Annotated in this window: 15 protein-coding genes; 11 read left to right on the top strand and 4 right to left on the bottom strand. The window is 45.6% G+C overall.

The annotated features are described in order from the left end of the window. The first annotated feature begins 125 nt into the window (after window positions 1-125). From LKE40_10905 to LKE40_10870, 8 genes are all read left to right on the top strand, one after another. Window positions 126-1,277 (top strand): DUF1343 domain-containing protein, encoded by a 1,152-nt coding sequence (locus LKE40_10905; protein MCH3917937.1) that lies wholly within the window; start codon window positions 126-128, stop codon window positions 1,275-1,277. Next, window positions 1,274-2,803 (top strand): beta-N-acetylhexosaminidase, encoded by a 1,530-nt coding sequence (gene nagZ, locus LKE40_10900; GenBank protein ID MCH3917936.1) that lies wholly within the window; start codon window positions 1,274-1,276, stop codon window positions 2,801-2,803. The genes LKE40_10905 and nagZ overlap by 4 nt, the downstream gene beginning before the upstream one ends. Window positions 2,804-2,806: 3 nt before the next feature. Then, on the top strand, window positions 2,807-3,283 hold the full coding sequence (locus LKE40_10895; protein MCH3917935.1) for a GNAT family N-acetyltransferase: 477 nt from the start codon (window positions 2,807-2,809) through the stop codon (window positions 3,281-3,283). After that, entirely contained in the window at window positions 3,280-4,437 is a 1,158-nt protein-coding gene (locus LKE40_10890; GenBank protein MCH3917934.1) for an anhydro-N-acetylmuramic acid kinase, read from the top strand. Before LKE40_10895 ends, LKE40_10890 begins: the two co-directional genes overlap by 4 nt. Before the next feature lie 516 nt (window positions 4,438-4,953). Continuing rightward, complete coding sequence (locus tag LKE40_10885) at window positions 4,954-6,099, top strand: IS110 family transposase (protein ID MCH3917933.1); 1,146 nt, start codon at window positions 4,954-4,956, stop codon at window positions 6,097-6,099. An 80-nt stretch (window positions 6,100-6,179) separates the two neighbouring features. After that, window positions 6,180-7,733 (top strand): extracellular solute-binding protein, encoded by a 1,554-nt coding sequence (locus LKE40_10880; GenBank protein MCH3917932.1) that lies wholly within the window; start codon window positions 6,180-6,182, stop codon window positions 7,731-7,733. Between the two features lie 90 nt (window positions 7,734-7,823). Beyond that, the gene (locus LKE40_10875; GenBank protein MCH3917931.1) at window positions 7,824-8,756 is read left to right on the top strand and encodes an ABC transporter permease subunit; all 933 of its coding nucleotides are present in this window, start codon (window positions 7,824-7,826) and stop codon (window positions 8,754-8,756) included. A gap of 13 nt (window positions 8,757-8,769) precedes the next feature. Then, window positions 8,770-9,639, top strand: a complete 870-nt coding sequence (locus LKE40_10870; GenBank protein MCH3917930.1) for a carbohydrate ABC transporter permease — start codon at window positions 8,770-8,772, stop codon at window positions 9,637-9,639. 436 nt (window positions 9,640-10,075) lie between these two features. On the opposite strand, the gene LKE40_10865 is transcribed toward LKE40_10870, so the two are convergent. The 4 genes from LKE40_10865 to LKE40_10850 form a co-directional block, all read right to left on the bottom strand. Next, window positions 10,076-11,044, bottom strand: coding sequence for an ABC transporter permease (locus LKE40_10865; protein MCH3917929.1), 969 nt, complete (start codon window positions 11,042-11,044; stop codon window positions 10,076-10,078). Between the two features lie 20 nt (window positions 11,045-11,064). Next, window positions 11,065-12,561: a sugar ABC transporter ATP-binding protein gene (locus LKE40_10860; GenBank protein MCH3917928.1), complete on the bottom strand. Its 1,497-nt coding sequence runs from the start codon at window positions 12,559-12,561 to the stop codon at window positions 11,065-11,067. A gap of 12 nt (window positions 12,562-12,573) precedes the next feature. Continuing rightward, a complete protein-coding gene (locus LKE40_10855; GenBank protein MCH3917927.1) occupies window positions 12,574-13,539 on the bottom strand; it encodes an ABC transporter permease in 966 nt (321 codons plus the stop codon). A 128-nt stretch (window positions 13,540-13,667) separates the two neighbouring features. Beyond that, window positions 13,668-14,807 carry a substrate-binding domain-containing protein gene (locus tag LKE40_10850; GenBank protein ID MCH3917926.1) on the bottom strand — a complete coding sequence of 380 codons (1,140 nt, stop codon included), beginning with the start codon at window positions 14,805-14,807 and terminating at the stop codon, window positions 13,668-13,670. Between the two features lie 561 nt (window positions 14,808-15,368). Between LKE40_10850 and LKE40_10845 the strand changes: the two genes are divergently transcribed. The 3 genes from LKE40_10845 (at window position 15,369) to LKE40_10835 (ending at window position 18,734) form a co-directional block, all read left to right on the top strand. Continuing rightward, window positions 15,369-16,274 (top strand): YitT family protein, encoded by a 906-nt coding sequence (locus tag LKE40_10845; protein MCH3917925.1) that lies wholly within the window; start codon window positions 15,369-15,371, stop codon window positions 16,272-16,274. 166 nt (window positions 16,275-16,440) lie between these two features. Continuing rightward, a complete protein-coding gene (locus LKE40_10840; protein MCH3917924.1) occupies window positions 16,441-17,730 on the top strand; it encodes an extracellular solute-binding protein in 1,290 nt (429 codons plus the stop codon). 77 nt (window positions 17,731-17,807) lie between these two features. Beyond that, window positions 17,808-18,734: a sugar ABC transporter permease gene (locus tag LKE40_10835; protein ID MCH3917923.1), complete on the top strand. Its 927-nt coding sequence runs from the start codon at window positions 17,808-17,810 to the stop codon at window positions 18,732-18,734. Window positions 18,735-18,736: the final 2 nt, after the last annotated feature.

Genomic DNA, 18,736 nt, shown 5'->3' with positions numbered 1-18,736 from the left:
TGACCTGTCCATGTAAAATTGCACAGATCTTTCCTGTTAGAATGGAATCATCTTCCTGCAAGTAGTCGTCAGTATCACTGCTGCCGTACTATGCACATGAACCGGATTGCCATCAGGAGGAACGTATGTTTGCCTACGGGTTGTCCAATCTGGTACAGGATCCTGCCTATGGGAAAAAGCTGAACGGCTATAGAATCGGCCTGCTTACCACCCCGGCAAGCGTTGGTCTGAACTATGAAAGCAGCATTGCCTGTATCAACAAGAACTTCCATCTGAGCTGCTTGTTTGCTCCGGAACATGGAATCTACGGAAATCTCAAAGACGGAGAGAGCTTTACGACGACAGTTGATAAGGAAACAGGCCTGCCCGTCTATTGCCTCTACGGTGAAAACCTTGCAATTTTCCCAGAGAGTAGCATGGGGACCTTCGATGCCTGCATCGTTGATATCCAAGACCTTGGCCTCAGATTCTATACCTTCATTACCACATTGAAACAGGTCATGTACAGCCTGGCTGGAACCAACAAACCTCTTTTTGTCCTTGACAGGCCATTGGTTGCAGGCAGATATCTCATCGAGGGAAATATCCTTGCCTCTGACTCCTATTCCATGGTCGGACCTTCTAGCCTTCCTGTCAGTTATGGTATGACAATCGGAGAATTGGCATTGTTCCTGAAGGGCTTCCATCATATCGATGTGGATTTGACTGTAGTACCAATGAAAGGCTATAGAAAAACAGACAGTTTCACCCAACTTGGAAGAAAGTGGATCCCGACCAGTCCTGCCATCCCCAGTGAAGTAACGGCCCTGACCTATGCAGGCACCTGTCTGTTCGAAGGTACAAACATCAGTGCAGGACGTGGTACCTACCTGCCTTTCAGGCAACTGGGTGCTCCTTTCATCAATGCCGAGCAGTTGTCCAAGACTCTCAATGCAACTGTCTGCAGACGAACAGCTATTACAACACCGACTCATTTCATTCCAATGATAGGCAAATATGCAGGGAAAGTCTGTAATGGGGCCATCATTCATATACTTGATCAAAAAAAATTCGCACCAGTTGCCTTTGCTATCAGAACTATGGAATTGTTGCTGGAAAGCTATCCAAAAGATTTCAGTTTTGAAAACGAACATATGGACAGGCTGATGGGAAAGTCCTTCAGAAATGACATAGAAGAAAAAGGAGCAGAAAAGCTTCTTGAGGATACTGACGATAGCCTTGCAACTTATAGGCAGCAGATTGCAACTTACAGCTTGTATCGAAGGAGCAGCATATGAAGACAGATGACAATCTGAAAATTGATATCGGACAACATTTCATAACTGGTTTTCATGGTACGTCGATGACTGACGCATTCATACAGTCTGTCAGGGAATATAAGATAGGCAATGTCATACTCTTTGCAGACAATATAGCATCACGAAATCAACTACAAGCACTGATAGCTGAAATAAATACCTTGATATTGAAAGAAACCGGTACGCTTCCTTTCATTGCCGTTGACCAAGAAGGCGGTATGGTCACCAGGCTCAGCAATGATTTTACCAATGTCCCCGGAGCTCTTGCCATTGCTTCCACCGGCAGGCCAGAAAACCTTGTTGCCTGCATCGAAGCTACCGTAAAGGAACTCTCTTCCGTAGGCATCAACTGTAACCTTGCACCCGTCCTTGATGTGAACAGCAACAGGAACAATCCTGTCATAGGTATCAGGAGCTTCGCAGAAGATCCTGCAGAAGCAGCCAAATGGGGTGAACTTGCCACAACGACCTATGGAAAGCTAGGATTCCTCTGTGCAGGAAAACATTTTCCCGGTCATGGAGATACTTCCCAAGACAGCCACCTGACCCTGCCCTGTGTCAACAAAAGCTATGAAGAACTTGAGCAGTGTGAGCTCATACCTTTCAAGAAGGCAATTGAAGCAGGCATACCTGCCATCATGACCTCCCATATACGTTATCCCCAGATTGAACCCGACCACATTCCGGCAACCATGAGCAAAAAAATCATCACGGGCCTGCTGAAAGAACAACTTGGTTTCAAAGGTTTGGTACTGTCCGATTGCATGGAAATGCAAGCCATAAGCCGCTATTATGGTTCGGTCGAAGGTTCTGCCGCTGCCATTGCAGCAGGTATTGACCTCGTATTCATCTCCCACCATCCATTGCTTGCAGCTGAAGCTGCCGAAGGTATTGTCCATGCCTTGGAATCGGGAAAAATTGACCGACAGCAGTATGAAACCTCAAGTGCAAAGATAAGAAGCTTCAAGGAAAGATACGTACATCTCCGACAAGACGGCCCTCTTCTCAGCAATGAAGAGAAAGAAAAGATAGCACAGATCAGAAAAGCAACCTTGACAGTCTCAAAAGGCAGGCTGCCAGAAACAGGCAATAAGCCGCTGTTCATCGCACCGGACCTGTTCAGGGCAACAAATGTAAGCAACGCCGAGAACAGCTTATCCTTTGCACGAACATTGCAAGGAAAGCTCGGTGGCAATGCATTGGTAATTCCTCCTGATCCGACAGAAACGGAAATCAATGCAATCATCAACAGTATCGAAAAAATGCCTGCACCGTCTTCTCTGTGGATCGGGAGCTACAATGCCCACGTATTCACTGGTCAATTGAAGCTCTATGAGCAGCTCTGTAAAAGGATCGAGGCAAAGAAGACACTCCTGGTCCTGAGGAATACAAATGATGGTTATCTGCTTGGTGATAATTTTGATTGTCTGATATATGCTTATGAATATACCGGTCCGATGTTGGATATACTGTCAGATTTCATCGGCAGGCATAAGGAGGATTGACCTATGGATATGCTGGTACGTTTATATGACCTTCCTGATATCACGCCTTCATTAGCTGAGATGGAAAAACAGGGTATATGTATATCCAGGGCCATGGCTCCGGACATGTATACCATCCTGCCGTGGATAGAACAACATTCGACAGTGAGCGCAAAAGGTGAAGCAACCGTCTGTTTCTCAAGGGCTCCGATTTCCCTTTTCCTTGCTACACGAGGAAAGGATATACTCGGTTACGCATGCTACAATGCCACAGCCTTGGATTTCTTCGGTCCCACAAAGGTCCTGGAAAGCGAACAGCATAAGGGAATAGGCAAAGCATTGCTGCTGAGCTGCCTGAAGGCATTGGGAGATGAAGGTTACGCCTATGCAATCATAGGCAGTGTCGGGCCTGTAAAATTCTATGAAAAATGCGTAGCTGCAGTATCGATCGAAGGTTCTACGCCTGGTATATACCGGGATTTTATCAGAGGCAGAAAATGAAGAAACTTGCAATCGGGCTGATGAGCGGGACTTCTCTTGATGGTATCGATGCCGTCTTGGTTGAGATAGAAGGCAGTTACCTTACGACAAAAGTCAAACAAATTGACTTTCTTACCTTGCCATACAACACAGAAGAAAGGACAGCTTTGGCAAGGCTCGTGCAAGGCACCGAAGGCGGTAGCAAGGAATTGCTGATGATGGACGTACTGCTTGGACAAAAATTCGCCCAAGCTGCAACAGCTCTGTGCGACCATTGCCATGTAGACAGACACAGCATCGACTTCATCGGATCTGCAGGACATACATTCTACCATCTGCCGGAAGCCGAGCCTTATCTTGGAGAAATGGTACGGGGAACTTTCCAGCTTGGAGAACCATCTTTTCTCAATGAAGCCTTCGACTGTCCGGTCGTCTCTGACTTCAGGGTCAGGGATATGGCTGCAGGAGGCCAAGGAGCCCCTCTGGTCCCATATACTGAATTCATATTGTACCGAAGCGAACATGAGAACATTGCTTTGCAGAACATCGGCGGGATCGGTAACATTACCATCCTCAAGGCCGGCTGCAATCCTGATGAAGTCATTGCTTTTGATACAGGTCCAGGAAACATGGTCATCGATGAATTGGTATTTTGCTACAGCCAAGGCAAACAGACTTATGACAAAGACGGAACCTGGGGAAAAAAAGGAAAGGTCAACGAGCAGTTGTTCGCATCTCTGTGTGACGATGACTATCTCACCCGTCCCCTTCCCAAGACAACAGGCAGGGAACGGTATGGAAACCACTATGTTTCAAAACTGCTCAGGAAGGCAGAAACATGGAGGATTCCACCCTACGATGCCATAGCGACTGTAACATACTTCACAGCCTTCTGCATTGCAGAAGGACTGCGGAGTGCCAGCCCAGACTTGGTCATGGACAAGCTCATCGTCGGAGGCGGAGGCTGTCATAATCCGAACATACTCGGCTATCTGGAAGCCTTGCTCCCAAACACACAGATTCTTACAAACGAGGAGATAGGATACGACAGTGATGCAAAGGAAGCTGTTGCTTTTGCACTTCTTGCAAACGAGACTTTGCAGCATGCCTGCAACAATCTGCCCTCCGTAACCTACGCACAGCATCCTGCCATATTGGGAAAGATTTCCTATTGATGTATCTCTTTTGATATAATGAAAATTATTTTCATCCATATTTTGATGACATGAAAAATTTTGTTGCATTTTATGTATTTGCAGGTATACTTGTCTATAGATAAAGTCCGGTCCATAAGACCCTGCTTCATCCCGGTGGCAGCAGTGTTTTCTCTAGAACTTTTTTCGGCAAAAAGCAAAGAGAAAAAACCACTGTAAACACAGAGGACAGAGTTTGAACATCAAGCGTATCCATAGCAACATCTTCAGGGATACACATAAGGAGGAGTGATAAAAAGTAAATAGTTGGTGATTACCTAGGAGCTGGAGGGTCTATACTGGAAGGTACAGGCAGGAAGGCTGAGATGCAAGTCCGGCATATCTAATGGCACTTGATGTCGCAAAGGAGAATGGAAGGGTTTACATCGAATCACTCAGTGGTCCGCCGCAGCGATGCGGCTGAGGCCGGATAGGAGATTGGAAGGAATCACCGAACGGAAGCCGTCCTGCCCGGAAACTGAAGCGAGGAGGCCTGATATGGCAAACGGCATGGAAGAAGGGACGGAGAGGCTGGACGTAGGCGTGGACCTGCACAAGACGCAGGTGACGGTATGCGTCCTTGCGGACGGAGACGAGGAAAGGCCCGTGGAGGAGAAGGCATACGTCACCAGGGGGCATGACGGGCTGGGACAGCTGGCAGCGAGGCTGCATGGCCTGCAGGAGGCATACGGCTGCCCGGTACGGCTTGCCGTGGAGACGACGGGCAACGCCCGGTACTTCAAGAACAGGTTCGAGAAGGAAGGCTTTGCCGTGACGGTGGTGAACACGAACAGGTTCAAGGTCATCAGCGAGAGCACGAGCAAGAACGACAGGAACGACGCGAGGACGCTGGCCTACTACCTGTACAAGGACATGCTCCCGCAGAGCCACCTGTGCGACCAGCAGAGCGAGGAGGCCAGGCGGCTGCTGAAGGCCAGGAGCATCCTGGTGAGCACGCAGGTGAAGGTGAAGAACCAGGTCCACGGGATGATGCTCGGCTACGGGGTCGACACGAGGCACAGCCAGCTGCAGAGCAAGAGGAAGCGGCAGGGACTGCTGAAAGATCTCGAAGACCATGGATTCACGCAGACCGCCGCCGCTTCGCTCAAGCTTCTGTTCGGCATTATAGACGACCTGGCGGAGCAAATCAAGGCAGTGGAGAAGCAGCTGGCCGAGACGGCCGGGGAGAACGAGGACGTGGCGCTGCTCAGGACGGTGCCGGGGATCGGCGCGGTCACGGCGATGACGATTGCGGCCTATGCGGGTGACCTGCAGGGACGGTTCGGGGGAGACTTCAGGAAGTTTGCCTCGTATGCGGGGCTGGTGCCGTCGGTACACAACTCGAACGACACGGTCCTGCTGGGGAGGATAACGAAGCACGGGCCGCAGATGCTGCGCACGGCGCTGGTACAGGCGACGATGGGGATGCTGCGGCTGTCCAAGAAGACGGGCAGCTGGCGGCTGATGGTGGCTTACCGAAGGATGAAGGAAACGAAGGGGTCGGGGAAGTCCATCATAGCCACGACGCGTAAGCTGGCGAGGGTCATCTTTGCGATCCTGAACAGCAGGAGGCCGTTCGACGAATCCCTGATGGTAAGGGAAGTCGGGGGATCACTGAGTGCGGAGGAGGTCATAGGGGCCTAAAGGTAAGGTCTCCTATGAGGAGAAAACAAACGGAGCTTGATAGTTTCCGTAGAAACTATTGACTTTTTATAGGAGATTATATGAAAAAAGCTTTTGTCATGGGCATGCTGCTTACGGCATGCATGCTTCCGGCCTTTGCAAATGGTACCAGTGAATCTGCCTCACAGAATACAGCCGGTTCCAAAATCAAGTTTTCCATGTACTATTCGGACAATGCTACATTGCCGTTCAAATCAGATTGGCTGACGGTCAAGACAGCTGACGAAAGTGCAAATGCCGATGTAACTTGGGAAATCATCCCGATTGCTGACTATCAGACGAAAGTATCCCTTGCACTGAATACAGGTACAAATGCTCCGGATGTCATACTCTATCAGACGACAAAGGGAGAAAACTCAAACCTTGCTCTCAATGGTGCCATTGTGCCCATAAGTGATTATTCGGACTGGACCCCGAACTTCAATGCTAGAGTAAAGGAAATGGGACTGACTGATGAAATAGACAAGATACGGCTGAAAGATGGAAAATTCTACTACCTTCCAAGCCTGTACGATGTACCGTTCTATGACGGTGGTCCTATCATCAGGGAAGACCTGCTTGAGAAATACGGACTTGATGCTCCAAAGACCTTTGATGATCTCTATCATGTCCTGAAAGTATTCAAGGAACATAGTCCCGACTCATATCCGCTTACCATACTGGCCGGCCCAAGGGTCCTGTACAGGATGACAATGCCTTCTTTCGGTATTTCACTTGGCAAGAACAGTGCTTCCGGAACCAACACACTCAGCTGGAACTATGAAGAAAAGAAATACTTCCCTGGAGCTATAAGCGACAAGTATAAGGCTTATATCACCTACTTCCACAAACTGTACGCAGAAGGATTGCTTGATCCTGAAATGGCTGATCCGATTGATGGAGACAAATGGTCACAGAAACTTGCAACTGGAAAGGCCATGGCAACCTATGCCTATTATGACCAGATCGGTGGTGTCGAAGGCGCTTCGACGATCGACGGTTTCAAGCTTCAGATGTATCCTGCCCTTGCAGGTCCTGCCGGTGCACATCATCAGCCGAAGAGCAAGACCGGTGCAGGTATCATGTTCCCTTACAAGACAAGCAAGAGAAAGGATTTCGAGCAGATTGTACGGACTGTGGACAAGATGTTCTATTCTGCTGACAATGCCAAGATGTGGTGTCTGGGTGTCAAGGGCATAACCTATGACGAAGATGCAAATGGCAATGTACAGTTCGTCGATGCTGCAAAGAATTCTCCAGAAGGCATATACAAGTATCTCCAGACTACCTACGGATGTGGAAGTGACGTAACACAGCAGGTTTGGATCAACAAACGTGAAATGACCAAATATGATGCAAACTATGCACAGATCAACAAAGAAGTCGAAGACATGGGAGATGTCATCCAGTCAATTCCTCCGACTCCGAAGTTTGATGATGCAGCAAGCGAAGAAGCTGGTCTGTATCAGACACCGCTTTCAGATGCTTGGGAAAGATGGAATGATGCATTCCTTACAGGGGCAAAATCCATCGACAAGGATTGGAACACTTATGTCGCCGAAATGAAATCCCTTGGTATTGAAAAGTTCTGCGATATCTACAATAAGAATCTCTGACCTCTTACATATCTCAGCCAAGGATAGCCTGAAAGACTATCCTTGGCTTTTCTTACCATTTCATATTCTATTTACAGTTCCGGCAACCACATGGCAAAAGACAAAATGATATCAAAACACAAATTTAACAAAAAATACTTCATGAAATATTGGCAGCTCTATGCAATGATGGTCCTGCCTTTGCTTTATTTCATCATCTTCAAATATCTGCCGATGTTCGGCAACGTACTGGCATTCAGACGATACAGACCTGGCATGAGTCCTTTCGGTACTGAATGGGTAGGTTTGCGTTACTTCAGGCTATTCTTCAAAGATCCTGCTTTCTGGAATGCCTTCAAGAACACTTTGGTTCTGAGCCTGCTCAATCTGGTCATCAACTTCCCCATTCCGATAATCTTTGCACTCTTGCTCAACGAAATCAGAAACAGGTTCTTCAAGAAAGCCGTGCAGACCATTTCTTACATGCCCCGCTTCATTTCTACCGTAGTTGTCATTGCCATGTGCGGGGAAATCCTGTCACCGAGTTCCGGTATTGTGAATATCATAAGGATGCACCTTGGCAAGGAACCGATTTATTTCATGAACTTGCCTGAATGGTTCCGTATGATCTATATCCTGCTTGATACATGGCAGTTTACAGGTTGGACAGCCATCATCTACCTTGCTGCTATTTCCGGTATCTCACCTGACATGTATGAAGCCGCTACCATAGATGGAGCCAACAGATTCCAGCAGATCATCAGCATAACAATTCCGACCATCATGCCGACAATTATGGTCATGTTGATCCTGAATGTCGGAAGGCTCCTTTCCCTTGGGTTTGAAAAGATTTTGCTTATGTATACCCCGACCAACAGTGGTGTAAGCGATATCATAGATACCTTGGTATATCGTGTGGGACTCGCGAACCAGAACTATTCCTATGCAACGGCAATAGGCCTGTTCTCCGGCATAATCGGCATCATACTGGTTACCAGCAGCAATACACTGTCCAGACGTATCACAGGCGAAAGCATTTATTGAGTGAGGATTGAAAATGAAGATATATGCAACAAGAAGTTCACGTATACTGGATGCTGCGATCAACATAGTAATGATTCTGACGATTTTGACGTGTCTGGTGCCCTTCATCTATATTCTGGCCTTGTCCTTGTCCTCACCGAGGGCAATAGTCAACAATGAGGTTTTCCTTTTGCCAAAGGATATAAACGTAGAATCATATAAACAGATATTTACTTATCCGAACTTCTTTACTGCCTATGGCAACACCTTGCAGTACACCATCTTCGGCACTGCAATTTCACTGTTCCTTATGGTCCTGTTTGCCTATCCTCTGAGCAAGTCATGGTTGATCGGAAACAGGCCCCTGATGAAGCTCGTCGTGTTTTCCATGTTTTTTACAGGTGGACTGATTCCAAACTATCTCTTGATTTCTTATCTGCATCTTACCAATACAAGATGGGCCATGTTGATCCCGTTTGCCATCAATCCCTTCAATCTGATTCTTCTTATCAACTTCTTCAGGTCAATGCCTGTCGAACTGGAAGACGCAGCTTTGATTGATGGCTTGGATTACTTCGGCATACTTACAAAGATAATCCTTCCGCTTTCCTCAGCAGGTCTTGCAACTGTCGGGCTATATACTGCAGTATTTTTCTGGAACGATTGGTTCAATGGTTTGATTTATCTCAAATCTTCACAGTTCCCGGTCATGCTGTTCCTCAGGAACATCGTAAACGGTACAAGCATGGTAGGAGATGCAGCCGGTGCTGCAGATAAATCTACGATAGGTATTTCAATAAAAGGTGCAGTCATCATAGTAACGACACTTCCGATCATAGCCATTTATCCTTTCCTCCAGAAATACTTCGTCAAGGGTGTCATGATCGGATCGATAAAAGGTTAGAACGAACTAACAGTTTTAGTTGGCATCTGAAATCTCAGAGGAACACCATAGGATGGCAATGGAAAATCATCTGGCAGTGATGTGAAAAACACAACCATATCCCCGTACTTGCAAAGAAATCAGGTCAACATCACGTAGCACATTCTAAAGCTTTCCATTTCCATCAGCAACATACTGAATCTGAGTCAACTATTGGTTGCCTCGTAACAAAAAATAAGCGGGTGTACACCCGCTCTCAGTCGGACCAAGACCTTTCGGCCAGCCCAGATCAAACCACAATTGCTTATATATAGTTTACATCCTATTACATGATATAGCAATCAAAAAAACAAGCATTCGGGACAAACAGCGTCAATGAATCCTTGGTAATTGACCTAAAAAAGGGCTGTTGCAATTTTCAGCAACAACCCTCAGCAGTCAATTTGAATTCCAGCTATTATTTGATTACCTTCAATGCTTCATGGTCTATGGTCAGAGCCACAACTATCAAGAAGATGATTCCCTTTACCAATTGCTGGGTTGCAGCAACTGGGAAAATCATCGGAAGGCTTTTCTCAAGTACACTGTAGGTCAGGGTACCTATGATAATATTTGAGAACCGTGCCTTTGAACCACCGGAAATCGGCATGCCGCCGAGAACCAATGCAATAAGGATCTGGGTTTCAAGCATACTGCCAGCAGTACCAGTTATTGAACCGACCTTGATGACATTGATAAATGAGGCAAAACCTGTAATTGCGCCGGAAACAGTGAATACAAGGAACTTTACAAGATTAGGGCGGCTACCGGAAAATCTAGCTGCCGTTTCTCCTGCACCGATTGCCTTGAGATCATATCCGACCCTTGTGAAATGAATGACAATATACCCTATGACAAGCACGATAGCAGTCATAAGTACTTTGAACCATGTTTGGTTCAATGCCAAGACATTCAAGCTGGCAGGTACAGGTCCGTTGGTAGTAACATACTTGCACAAGCCTCTGAACAGATACATAGTACATATTGTTACAATAAAGGAAGCAATTTTAAAACGGACATGGAAAAGTCCATTGAAAGCTCCCATTGCAGCCCCAGCCACTATAGCAGCAAGGATGCCCAACACGATATTGTATTTTGATACCCAACAGAACACAATCGAAGCAAGCCCCAAAATTGATCCTTGGGAAAAATCCAATCCTCCGACTGTCATAATCATGAACACACCTGTAGAAGCTATCATAAGTACATACACCTGACTGAGCATCAGCTTGAGGTTTCTGAAACGTATGATCTTGCCTCCCGTAAGGATGGAGAACACGACTACCAATGCAATGAAACCGAAGAACGGCATCAGGGCCCTGAGTTTGTTCAAAACTCTTTGCCTATCCTGCAATGCATCTTCGCTCATTTCTGATGTTGCTTGCATTTTCATTTTTCTCCCCCCTCTTATACCATGCCCGCGATGATATCTTCTTCGCCAAGATTCGGGTCTCGCATGAATTCACCGGTAATTTTACCATCTTTCATAATAAGTATACGATCACTCATACCAAGCAATTCAGGAATTTCTTCCGAAATCATAATAATAGATTTACCTTTGGCCTTCAGATCACTCATCAATGCATAGATATCTGCCTTTACCTTTACATCTATACCTCGTGTCGGACTATCCAGCACAAGAATATCGGAATCTTTCCCTAGCCAACGAGCAAGAACGACCTTCTGCTTGTTACCTCCAGAAAGCTCAGCCACATCCTGACCGATTCCAGTCATCTTGACACTCATCAGATCTGCATACTTCTGTGCAAAGTCCGTCAACGTCTTGCCATTGAGGAAGCCATGAACAGCAAGCTCTCCAAGTGAAGGCAAACAAACATTGTCTTTTATGGTATCAGCAACTACTACAGATTCATTGTCACGGTCTTTTGAGGCATAAGCAATTTTTCTGTTTATTGCCTCAGGAATCGACTTGATCTGCGTACCATCAGCCAGGCATACACTTCCATGACGCCCATATGAAGCACCGAAAACGGCCTTGCCTACTTCATGCATACCACACTCGGACAGGCCTCCGAAGCCTAGGATTTCCCCCTTATGCAGCTTGAAGGAAATATCTTCAATTTCTCCTGGTACGGTAATATTTCCTACAGTAAGTACAACTTCATCAGATACAGCATTACCATAGTCAGTACGGTAGTACCTGTTTCCCAACTCACGGCCGACCATCATACGTTTGAGTTCATCAGCATCCACTTCGTTACTTTTTACAGTCCCGACAAGTTCGCCATCTCTCAAGCATGAAATAGTATCGGTATGGTCAAGGACCTCAGACAAATCATGCGAAATAAAAATAACCGTATTTCCATCTTTTTTTATCCGTTTCATGACTTTGAACAGTTCTTCACGTCCTGATTGGCTTAATGCAGTGGTTGTTTCATCGACAACTACAACTTTCGGATTAAAATAAGTTGCTTTGACAATTTCAATAAGTTTCCTATCCTCAAAACTATAATGATCAATCATTGTCGAAGCATTGATACGGTTGAATCCGTAACTATCAAGCAATTTCTGAGCTTCCTTATTCATGGCTTTAGTATTCTTAACTACCCCATGCATAAACCGTTCCTCTTCACCCAGAAAAATATTTTCTGCTACCGTAAGCCCCGGCAACGTACCCATTTCCTGCACAATGATTGATACACCGACCCTGTTTGCTTCTACCAATGTCTTGACTTTCAATTCCTGGCCATCCAGCAGAAACCGCCCGCTGGAAATAGGATATATACCACAAAGCATGGAACAGAAAGTCGATTTTCCTGAACCGTTTTCACCGATCAAGCCATGAACTTCACCCTTCTCAAAAGAAAGAGACACATTATTCACAGCATGCGTGATGCCAAAGTATTTATTCAGCTTTTCAGATTTTAAGATTACTTCACCCATTTTTCTGCTCCACTATTTGACGACACTGCCGACTCGACCCCGGTTGGTCAGGGTTACGATAATAAGCAGCACGGCACCTGTCACGAAATCATTGATCGTGGTAGGTATATTCAGGGCTACCAATCCATTGAAAATCAACGTAATGATAAATTCACCGACTACAATTGCAGTGATAGGACATCCATACTTTTTGAATGCGACCCCGAAGAAGGTTCCCATCAATGGCTTGAAGTTCCTGTCCATCGAAGACATACCGGTAACCGCCAGCATACCTCTCCCGTAACTTACAGTCAGCAAAGCCATGATACCGACAAAAAAATGTAAAAGTACAAAAGCAATGAATTTATACTTTTCAACATTGATACCCATATTCTTTGCAACATATTCATTGCTACCTATTGCATTGCAATAAGTTCCGATCCTTGTATATCGCAAGAAAAACGCAGCTAGTAAAAATGCTATTATAGCTACGACATAGTTCCATGGAGCATGATTGAATGCAAGGATTCCTGCATCAGTCAATTTACCTGGAAAACCAGACTTATCGAAAGCAACTACATAATTAGCTACACTTTCGAGAATCAGCATCAATCCAACAGTAACGATCATCGAAGGAATCCTGAGTTTTGAATAAAGGAAACCGTTGAAGACTCCGATCATGGTTCCGCAAACCAGACATCCCAAAATCAAGCCATAATATCCGAACTGCCGGGAAAGGAGCACGCCGACAAGAGAAGACAGAACAATATTTGCTCCGATGCTGAAATCAAAGAGTCCCATGACTACAATGAAATAAAACCCACAGCCACCGACAGCATATTGGATACTTGTCTGCAGATAATCCCTCAGTAACTTCGAAGAACCAAAATTGCTAGGAGAAAGAATCTTGAAGATGCCCCAGAACAGTACGGCCATGGCAACAAGTACTGTTATTCCAAAATACTTGCTGGATTTGAATTTTGTGATTGTTTCGTTCATATCATCACCCAGTTCTAAAATCCTGGCTCAGGAAGGCATCATACCTTCCTGACCAGATGAAAATCACTTGATAAGAGTCATGAAGCCTCCAGAAAGGGAAAGCCCCATGAACACAATTTGAAATAGTCCTACTTGCTGTGACGAGCCTTGACATCTTCAATAGAAAGTGCTGCAGCAGCCTTTGCAAGATCAGGTTCGCTCAACTTTGCCATACTGCGGATTTCATCAGCCGTATACGGAAGTGTATCCACGAAGTACTTTGCATAATCCTTGTAATCATCAGAAGATGCAACATAGAGATACGGGAACTTGACTTCATAGAAGGAATCTGTAGAAGTAACATAGTTACCCTTGATTGCATTGTAGACCATCAGGAAAGCAAACAAAGGATCGCAGTAATGTCCGCCAGATTCAGCTGACATACCACCAGTTGCAAGCTGCGTATCAAGATCAGCAAGGAAGTCGGTTGATACGACATCAATCTTACCCTTTCTGCCCATTGATTCGATAGCAGCAAGAGCACCTACCAATGTATCACCGCCGCCGCCTGCTACGATGAGAGAATCAATATCAGGATTTGCATTGATGATTGCTTCTGCGGTTGCACGTCCGGTATCAGAAGTCGTTCCGCCATACTGCGGATCAAGCAACACGGCCTTGTCGGTCGGATGTTCCTTGTTCCAAGCCTCGATGCCAGCCTTATAGCCCTGCCAGCGAAGCAGGAACGTTGCATCTCCGGCTTCCCAACCTTCAAGAGCTATCTTCCTACAGCCTTTTTTGCAAAGGATCGTTACCAAGTTCGTACCGTTTGCCACTTCATCTTCATGGACAGCACCTACATAGTAAGGTGATTTGCAAGCCAATGCATACTCATTGGGATTGTCCTTCTGGTTGATATAACGGAAGAACTGTGCACAGTATACTTTGTTGTCCGTGCAAGTATTGATGACAGAGGTCATCTCTGCAGATGCAGAATTGCAGATAATCATGCCATCGCAACCTGCTGCACTAAGCGTTTCTGCAGAAGCAGTTACCTGTTCTGAGATATGCCCCTGGTCGATATACATGATATCGACATCCAATGCCTTGGCAGCCTCATCAAGAATACGCTTGCACTGGCTACCCAGTGTATCAGTCGAACTCCAAATCGACACACCGATAAGCGGCTTCTTTTCAGAAGTAGTTTTTTCACTCTCACCTTGACCTTGGGCAAACCCAAAAGAACAAGCAAGAATCGACGCAAGAAGAATTGCCGTAAATTTCTTCATTTTTTCCTCCTTATGCATATATAGCAACAGCTATTGGAATCACCTATCTATCAACATGCCGAACAGCACATCTTCGGCATGTATATCTCTCAATCAGCCAGCAAAAGCCTTCTCGGAAAACCTATTCGGCTATATAACGAAGACAAACAGAGCCGGTCATTATCCTGCCCCAAGTCTTCTGCCTCCTTTTTACAGGAAAGCTTCTCTTGACCTTCCCTGTATAGTGCTTCAAAATTATTGATTCAATCAACTCTTTCTATTGATGTTAACGTACACACAACGCACATTCCTCTTTATACACCTCTTTTGTTTTTTTGTCAAAAAGAATTTTTACCAATACATGAAACTTTCGAATTTTACTTCTTAAATGGCAACAACAGCTATTGAACGAATAAATTATCCCTCTATAAAATAGGTCAAATATATAGGAATCGTCAGGTAAAAATAAAAATTGTCAGACTAGGCCAGTTCTTTGTCTTCTGACTATTTGAAAAACCTTTTTACTACGATACAATTCTGCCGTATGGACAGAACAATGCCCATAAAAGGAGTCGATGGACCATGCAGATCAAAATGAATCGTTATCACTTGCTCGAACATTTCTATATCATCCTAGGCTCATTCCTTACAGCGATAGGAATCGTATACTTTGTCACTCCGGCAAAGATTGCCAACGGAGGGGTAAGCGGCATTGCCGTCATACTTTTTCATACCCTCGGCATCAATACAGGTTATTCAATCATATTGCTGAGCCTACCCTTGTTTTTCCTAGGGTGGAAAGTGTTCGGCAGACAATACGTAGGGAAATCCCTATACGGCACGCTGTTGTATTCTCTATTTACTATCCTGCTTACTGACCTTTCAGGTACAGCCGGCATCCTGGACTATGCAAAGGATACTTCTGTACTTCTGTCAGCAATCTTCGGAGGCATCGTATTCGGATTGGGAGGAGGCTTCGTCCTGAGAAGTGGTTCCAACACAGGAGGAACAGACATCCTTGCCCAGATCTTGGCAAAACATACACCGCTGTCTCTCGGTACTTCATTGACTTTGGTTGATACAGCCGTCATCTGTGCCAGCCTTTTCATCTTCGGCTTTGAATCAGCCTTCTATGCTGCCATTACCGTCTATATCACAGGAATCGTCATCAACAAAGTAGTTATGGGTACCAGTTCCTTCCGATCGAAGACAATCTTTATCGTAAGTAAGAAATCCGAAGAAATACAAAGGGTAATTGCAGCAGAACTGGATGTCGGTGGGACCATCCTGGAAGGCAAAGGTATGTATACGGGTGATGACCGTCCCGTCATCATGAGTGTCGTATCAAACAACAAATTCGGTCGCTTGATCAACATCATCCAAAGAATGGACAAACAGGCCTTCGTCATCGTACAGGAAACGTACAAAGCAATGGGTGAAGGTTTCTCTTCCATAGAAAAGGAAGCATGGGCAAGCAAACATACATAGACAAACAAAAAAACAACAAAAGACATGAACTGACACCCAAAACACAGGCAACTGCCCCCATATTTTCTTCCGATGCTAATTCTGTACAAATAATGTTAAAAATAAACCATTGCAAACAGAAGCTTCCATTTTAAACTATTTATATCAGGAAATGGAGGAACATATGATGAAAAAATCACTTATGCTGCTAGCGGCATGCGTACTTGTACCCGTCAGCATCTTCGCCAACGGTAACAGCGAAGCAAAAGAAACGACCATCGAATTCTGGACCCATGAGGATGCCAACAGGCAGAAAATCGAAGACCAGTATATTTCTGAATTTGAGGAAGCAAACCCAGGTGTCACCATAAACGCAACCAGGCAGTCCTCAAAGAAAATGATTGAACTGCTTCAGACTGCATTTGCAGCCAATGAAGGTCCGACAGTCTTCAACTGTGAAAGCCAGAACGCCAATCCTTTCGTTCTTGCCGGAAGAGTTGCTCCTATCAACTATGAAGCAATCGGCTACAAGGATGCTGCAGACGTCAAGGCACATTACAAGGACGGCATGCTTGATCCTGTCACACACGATGGTGAAATCTATGGATTGCCATTCGAAGGCCTGAGCTGGTGTCTCTACATCAACAAGAATGTATTCAGATCGGCAGGACTTGACCCAGAGAAAGATTATCCTAAGACTTGGGAAGACATGGTTACTGTTTCACAGAAGCTGGTCAAACGGGACGGAGACATCATTACCCGCAGAGGTTTTGATTTCCGCTATCCCTACTATCTTGAAACGTTGGTCCCGATGGTCGAACAGTTAGGCGGAGCCCTTTTCAGTGAAGACGGCAAAGAAGCCATCGTCGGTGAAGAAGCATGGATAAAAGTATTGACCTATATGCAGCAATGGGGTCCCAATGGCTTGAACCTCGGTTCTCCTACCTATAAGAATGCAAGGAAACTGTTTGACGCCAACAATGATGACATAGCCATGTGCCTGTCAGGCCTTTACCAGGAAGCCAGAATCCGTAACGACAATCCTGCTTTCTATGAAAGCGGTGACTGGATGGTAGTACCGTTCCCTGTATTCAAGGATGCCGTCAAGGATACTTCTGCCTGTTATTATGGCCAATACTATATGGTAAATGCCGATGCAGACAAAAAGACCCAAGCAGACTCCTGGAAATTCATCGGTTATATGCTGTCGCATGAACAGGACTACCTCACACAGGTCAACCTGATTCCACCGACCAAGTCACTGATGTCAAGCCAGACATTCCTCGACATGCCCTATGCAGATGTCTTCATCAGCGACATGGCAAGAGCGCATCACATCTACTTCGGTGCCAATTCCACAGAAATCCAATCTTTGCTCGGTACCGCAGTTTCAAACGTCATGCTCCAGAACGTAAGTCCTGAACAGGCATACCTTGAACTGAAAGCTTCCGTCCAAGAACTGGTTGATGAACAATAGTCTTTCATACTCTCGCACACGACAGGCGGAGATGACCCAAATGCATCTCCGTCTGCTCCTTGCTTACTGGAATACCAATGAAAAAGAATAACAAATCTTTCAGCATCGAACGGAAAGAAGCCCATTGGGGATTGGCATTTACAATTCCCTGCCTGGTTTTCTTTGCAATATTCAGCTTTTATCCGATTATCAACGCTTTCTTTACCAGCCTGACCAACAAGAATGTCATTTCCCGACATTCATCGTTTGTAGGCCTAGGCAATTATATCTACCTCTTTACGAAAGACAACAGCGGTTTCTCACTGCTGAATTCCCTTCGTGCCACATTGACGTTCACCATAGGCACCTTTGTCCCGATGGTAGTCTTTTCACTTCTGTTGGCCGTCCTTCTGATGCAACTCAAGAAACAGTCCCAACGGAGCTTCCTTGAAATTGCATATTACATGCCGGCAGTCTTGTCTTCTGTTGTTGCCGCGGTCATCTGGATGATGCTTTTTGATCCACGGGGCCTAGTAAACCAAGTAACGAATATCCTTGCACGGACGACAGGCAAAGACTATGGATGGCTTGTGGATTCCAACATGCTGCAACTGTCTACCATGATCGTCTATTTTTGGAAATACATAGGTTATTTCGTCATCCTGTTCATTACAGGCTTGGCATCAATTCCGCCGACATTGTATGAAGCGGCAATTGTAGATGGTTCCACGCGATGGCATACATTCTGGAAAATCACCTTTCCTCTGCTCAAACCGACTATTCTCCTTGTTTCTGTCATGGCCATGCTCCAATGTCTCAAGACATTCAGCACACAGTACATGTTCCAGCAGGGAGGAACAGCAAGGCAACCGATTGATGTAATCACAATGAACATCTACTTTACCGGAATACGCAACGGCAGGCTCGGAAGAGCCAGTGCCATGTCCATCATCCTGTTCATCATCATGCTGTCACTGACCTTACTGCAGTTCAAGGCTAGCAACAGCGACGACATCGATTACTGAGA

The sequence above is a fragment of the Spirochaetia bacterium genome (assembly GCA_022482625.1).
Lineage (GTDB): Bacteria > Spirochaetota > Spirochaetia > Sphaerochaetales > Sphaerochaetaceae > Pleomorphochaeta.
The sequence above is the reverse complement of the archived record's forward strand: the minus strand, read 5'-3'. Positions and strand labels throughout refer to the sequence as shown.

Bases quoted from the DNA above. Each gene is read 5' to 3' on its own strand.
- LKE40_10905 (MCH3917937.1), top strand. From the start codon at position 126: ATGTTTGCCTACGGGTTGTCCAATCTGGTACAGGATCCTGCCTATGGG.
- nagZ (MCH3917936.1), top strand. From the start codon at position 1,274: ATGAAGACAGATGACAATCTGAAAATTGATATCGGACAACATTTCATA.
- LKE40_10895 (MCH3917935.1), top strand. From the start codon at position 2,807: ATGGATATGCTGGTACGTTTATATGACCTTCCTGATATCACGCCTTCA.
- LKE40_10890 (MCH3917934.1), top strand. From the start codon at position 3,280: ATGAAGAAACTTGCAATCGGGCTGATGAGCGGGACTTCTCTTGATGGT.
- LKE40_10885 (MCH3917933.1), top strand. From the start codon at position 4,954: ATGGCAAACGGCATGGAAGAAGGGACGGAGAGGCTGGACGTAGGCGTG.
- LKE40_10880 (MCH3917932.1), top strand. From the start codon at position 6,180: ATGAAAAAAGCTTTTGTCATGGGCATGCTGCTTACGGCATGCATGCTT.
- LKE40_10875 (MCH3917931.1), top strand. From the start codon at position 7,824: ATGGCAAAAGACAAAATGATATCAAAACACAAATTTAACAAAAAATAC.
- LKE40_10870 (MCH3917930.1), top strand. From the start codon at position 8,770: ATGAAGATATATGCAACAAGAAGTTCACGTATACTGGATGCTGCGATC.
- LKE40_10865 (MCH3917929.1), bottom strand. From the start codon at position 11,044: ATGCAAGCAACATCAGAAATGAGCGAAGATGCATTGCAGGATAGGCAA.
- LKE40_10860 (MCH3917928.1), bottom strand. From the start codon at position 12,561: ATGGGTGAAGTAATCTTAAAATCTGAAAAGCTGAATAAATACTTTGGC.
- LKE40_10855 (MCH3917927.1), bottom strand. From the start codon at position 13,539: ATGAACGAAACAATCACAAAATTCAAATCCAGCAAGTATTTTGGAATA.
- LKE40_10850 (MCH3917926.1), bottom strand. From the start codon at position 14,807: ATGAAGAAATTTACGGCAATTCTTCTTGCGTCGATTCTTGCTTGTTCT.
- LKE40_10845 (MCH3917925.1), top strand. From the start codon at position 15,369: ATGCAGATCAAAATGAATCGTTATCACTTGCTCGAACATTTCTATATC.
- LKE40_10840 (MCH3917924.1), top strand. From the start codon at position 16,441: ATGAAAAAATCACTTATGCTGCTAGCGGCATGCGTACTTGTACCCGTC.
- LKE40_10835 (MCH3917923.1), top strand. From the start codon at position 17,808: ATGAAAAAGAATAACAAATCTTTCAGCATCGAACGGAAAGAAGCCCAT.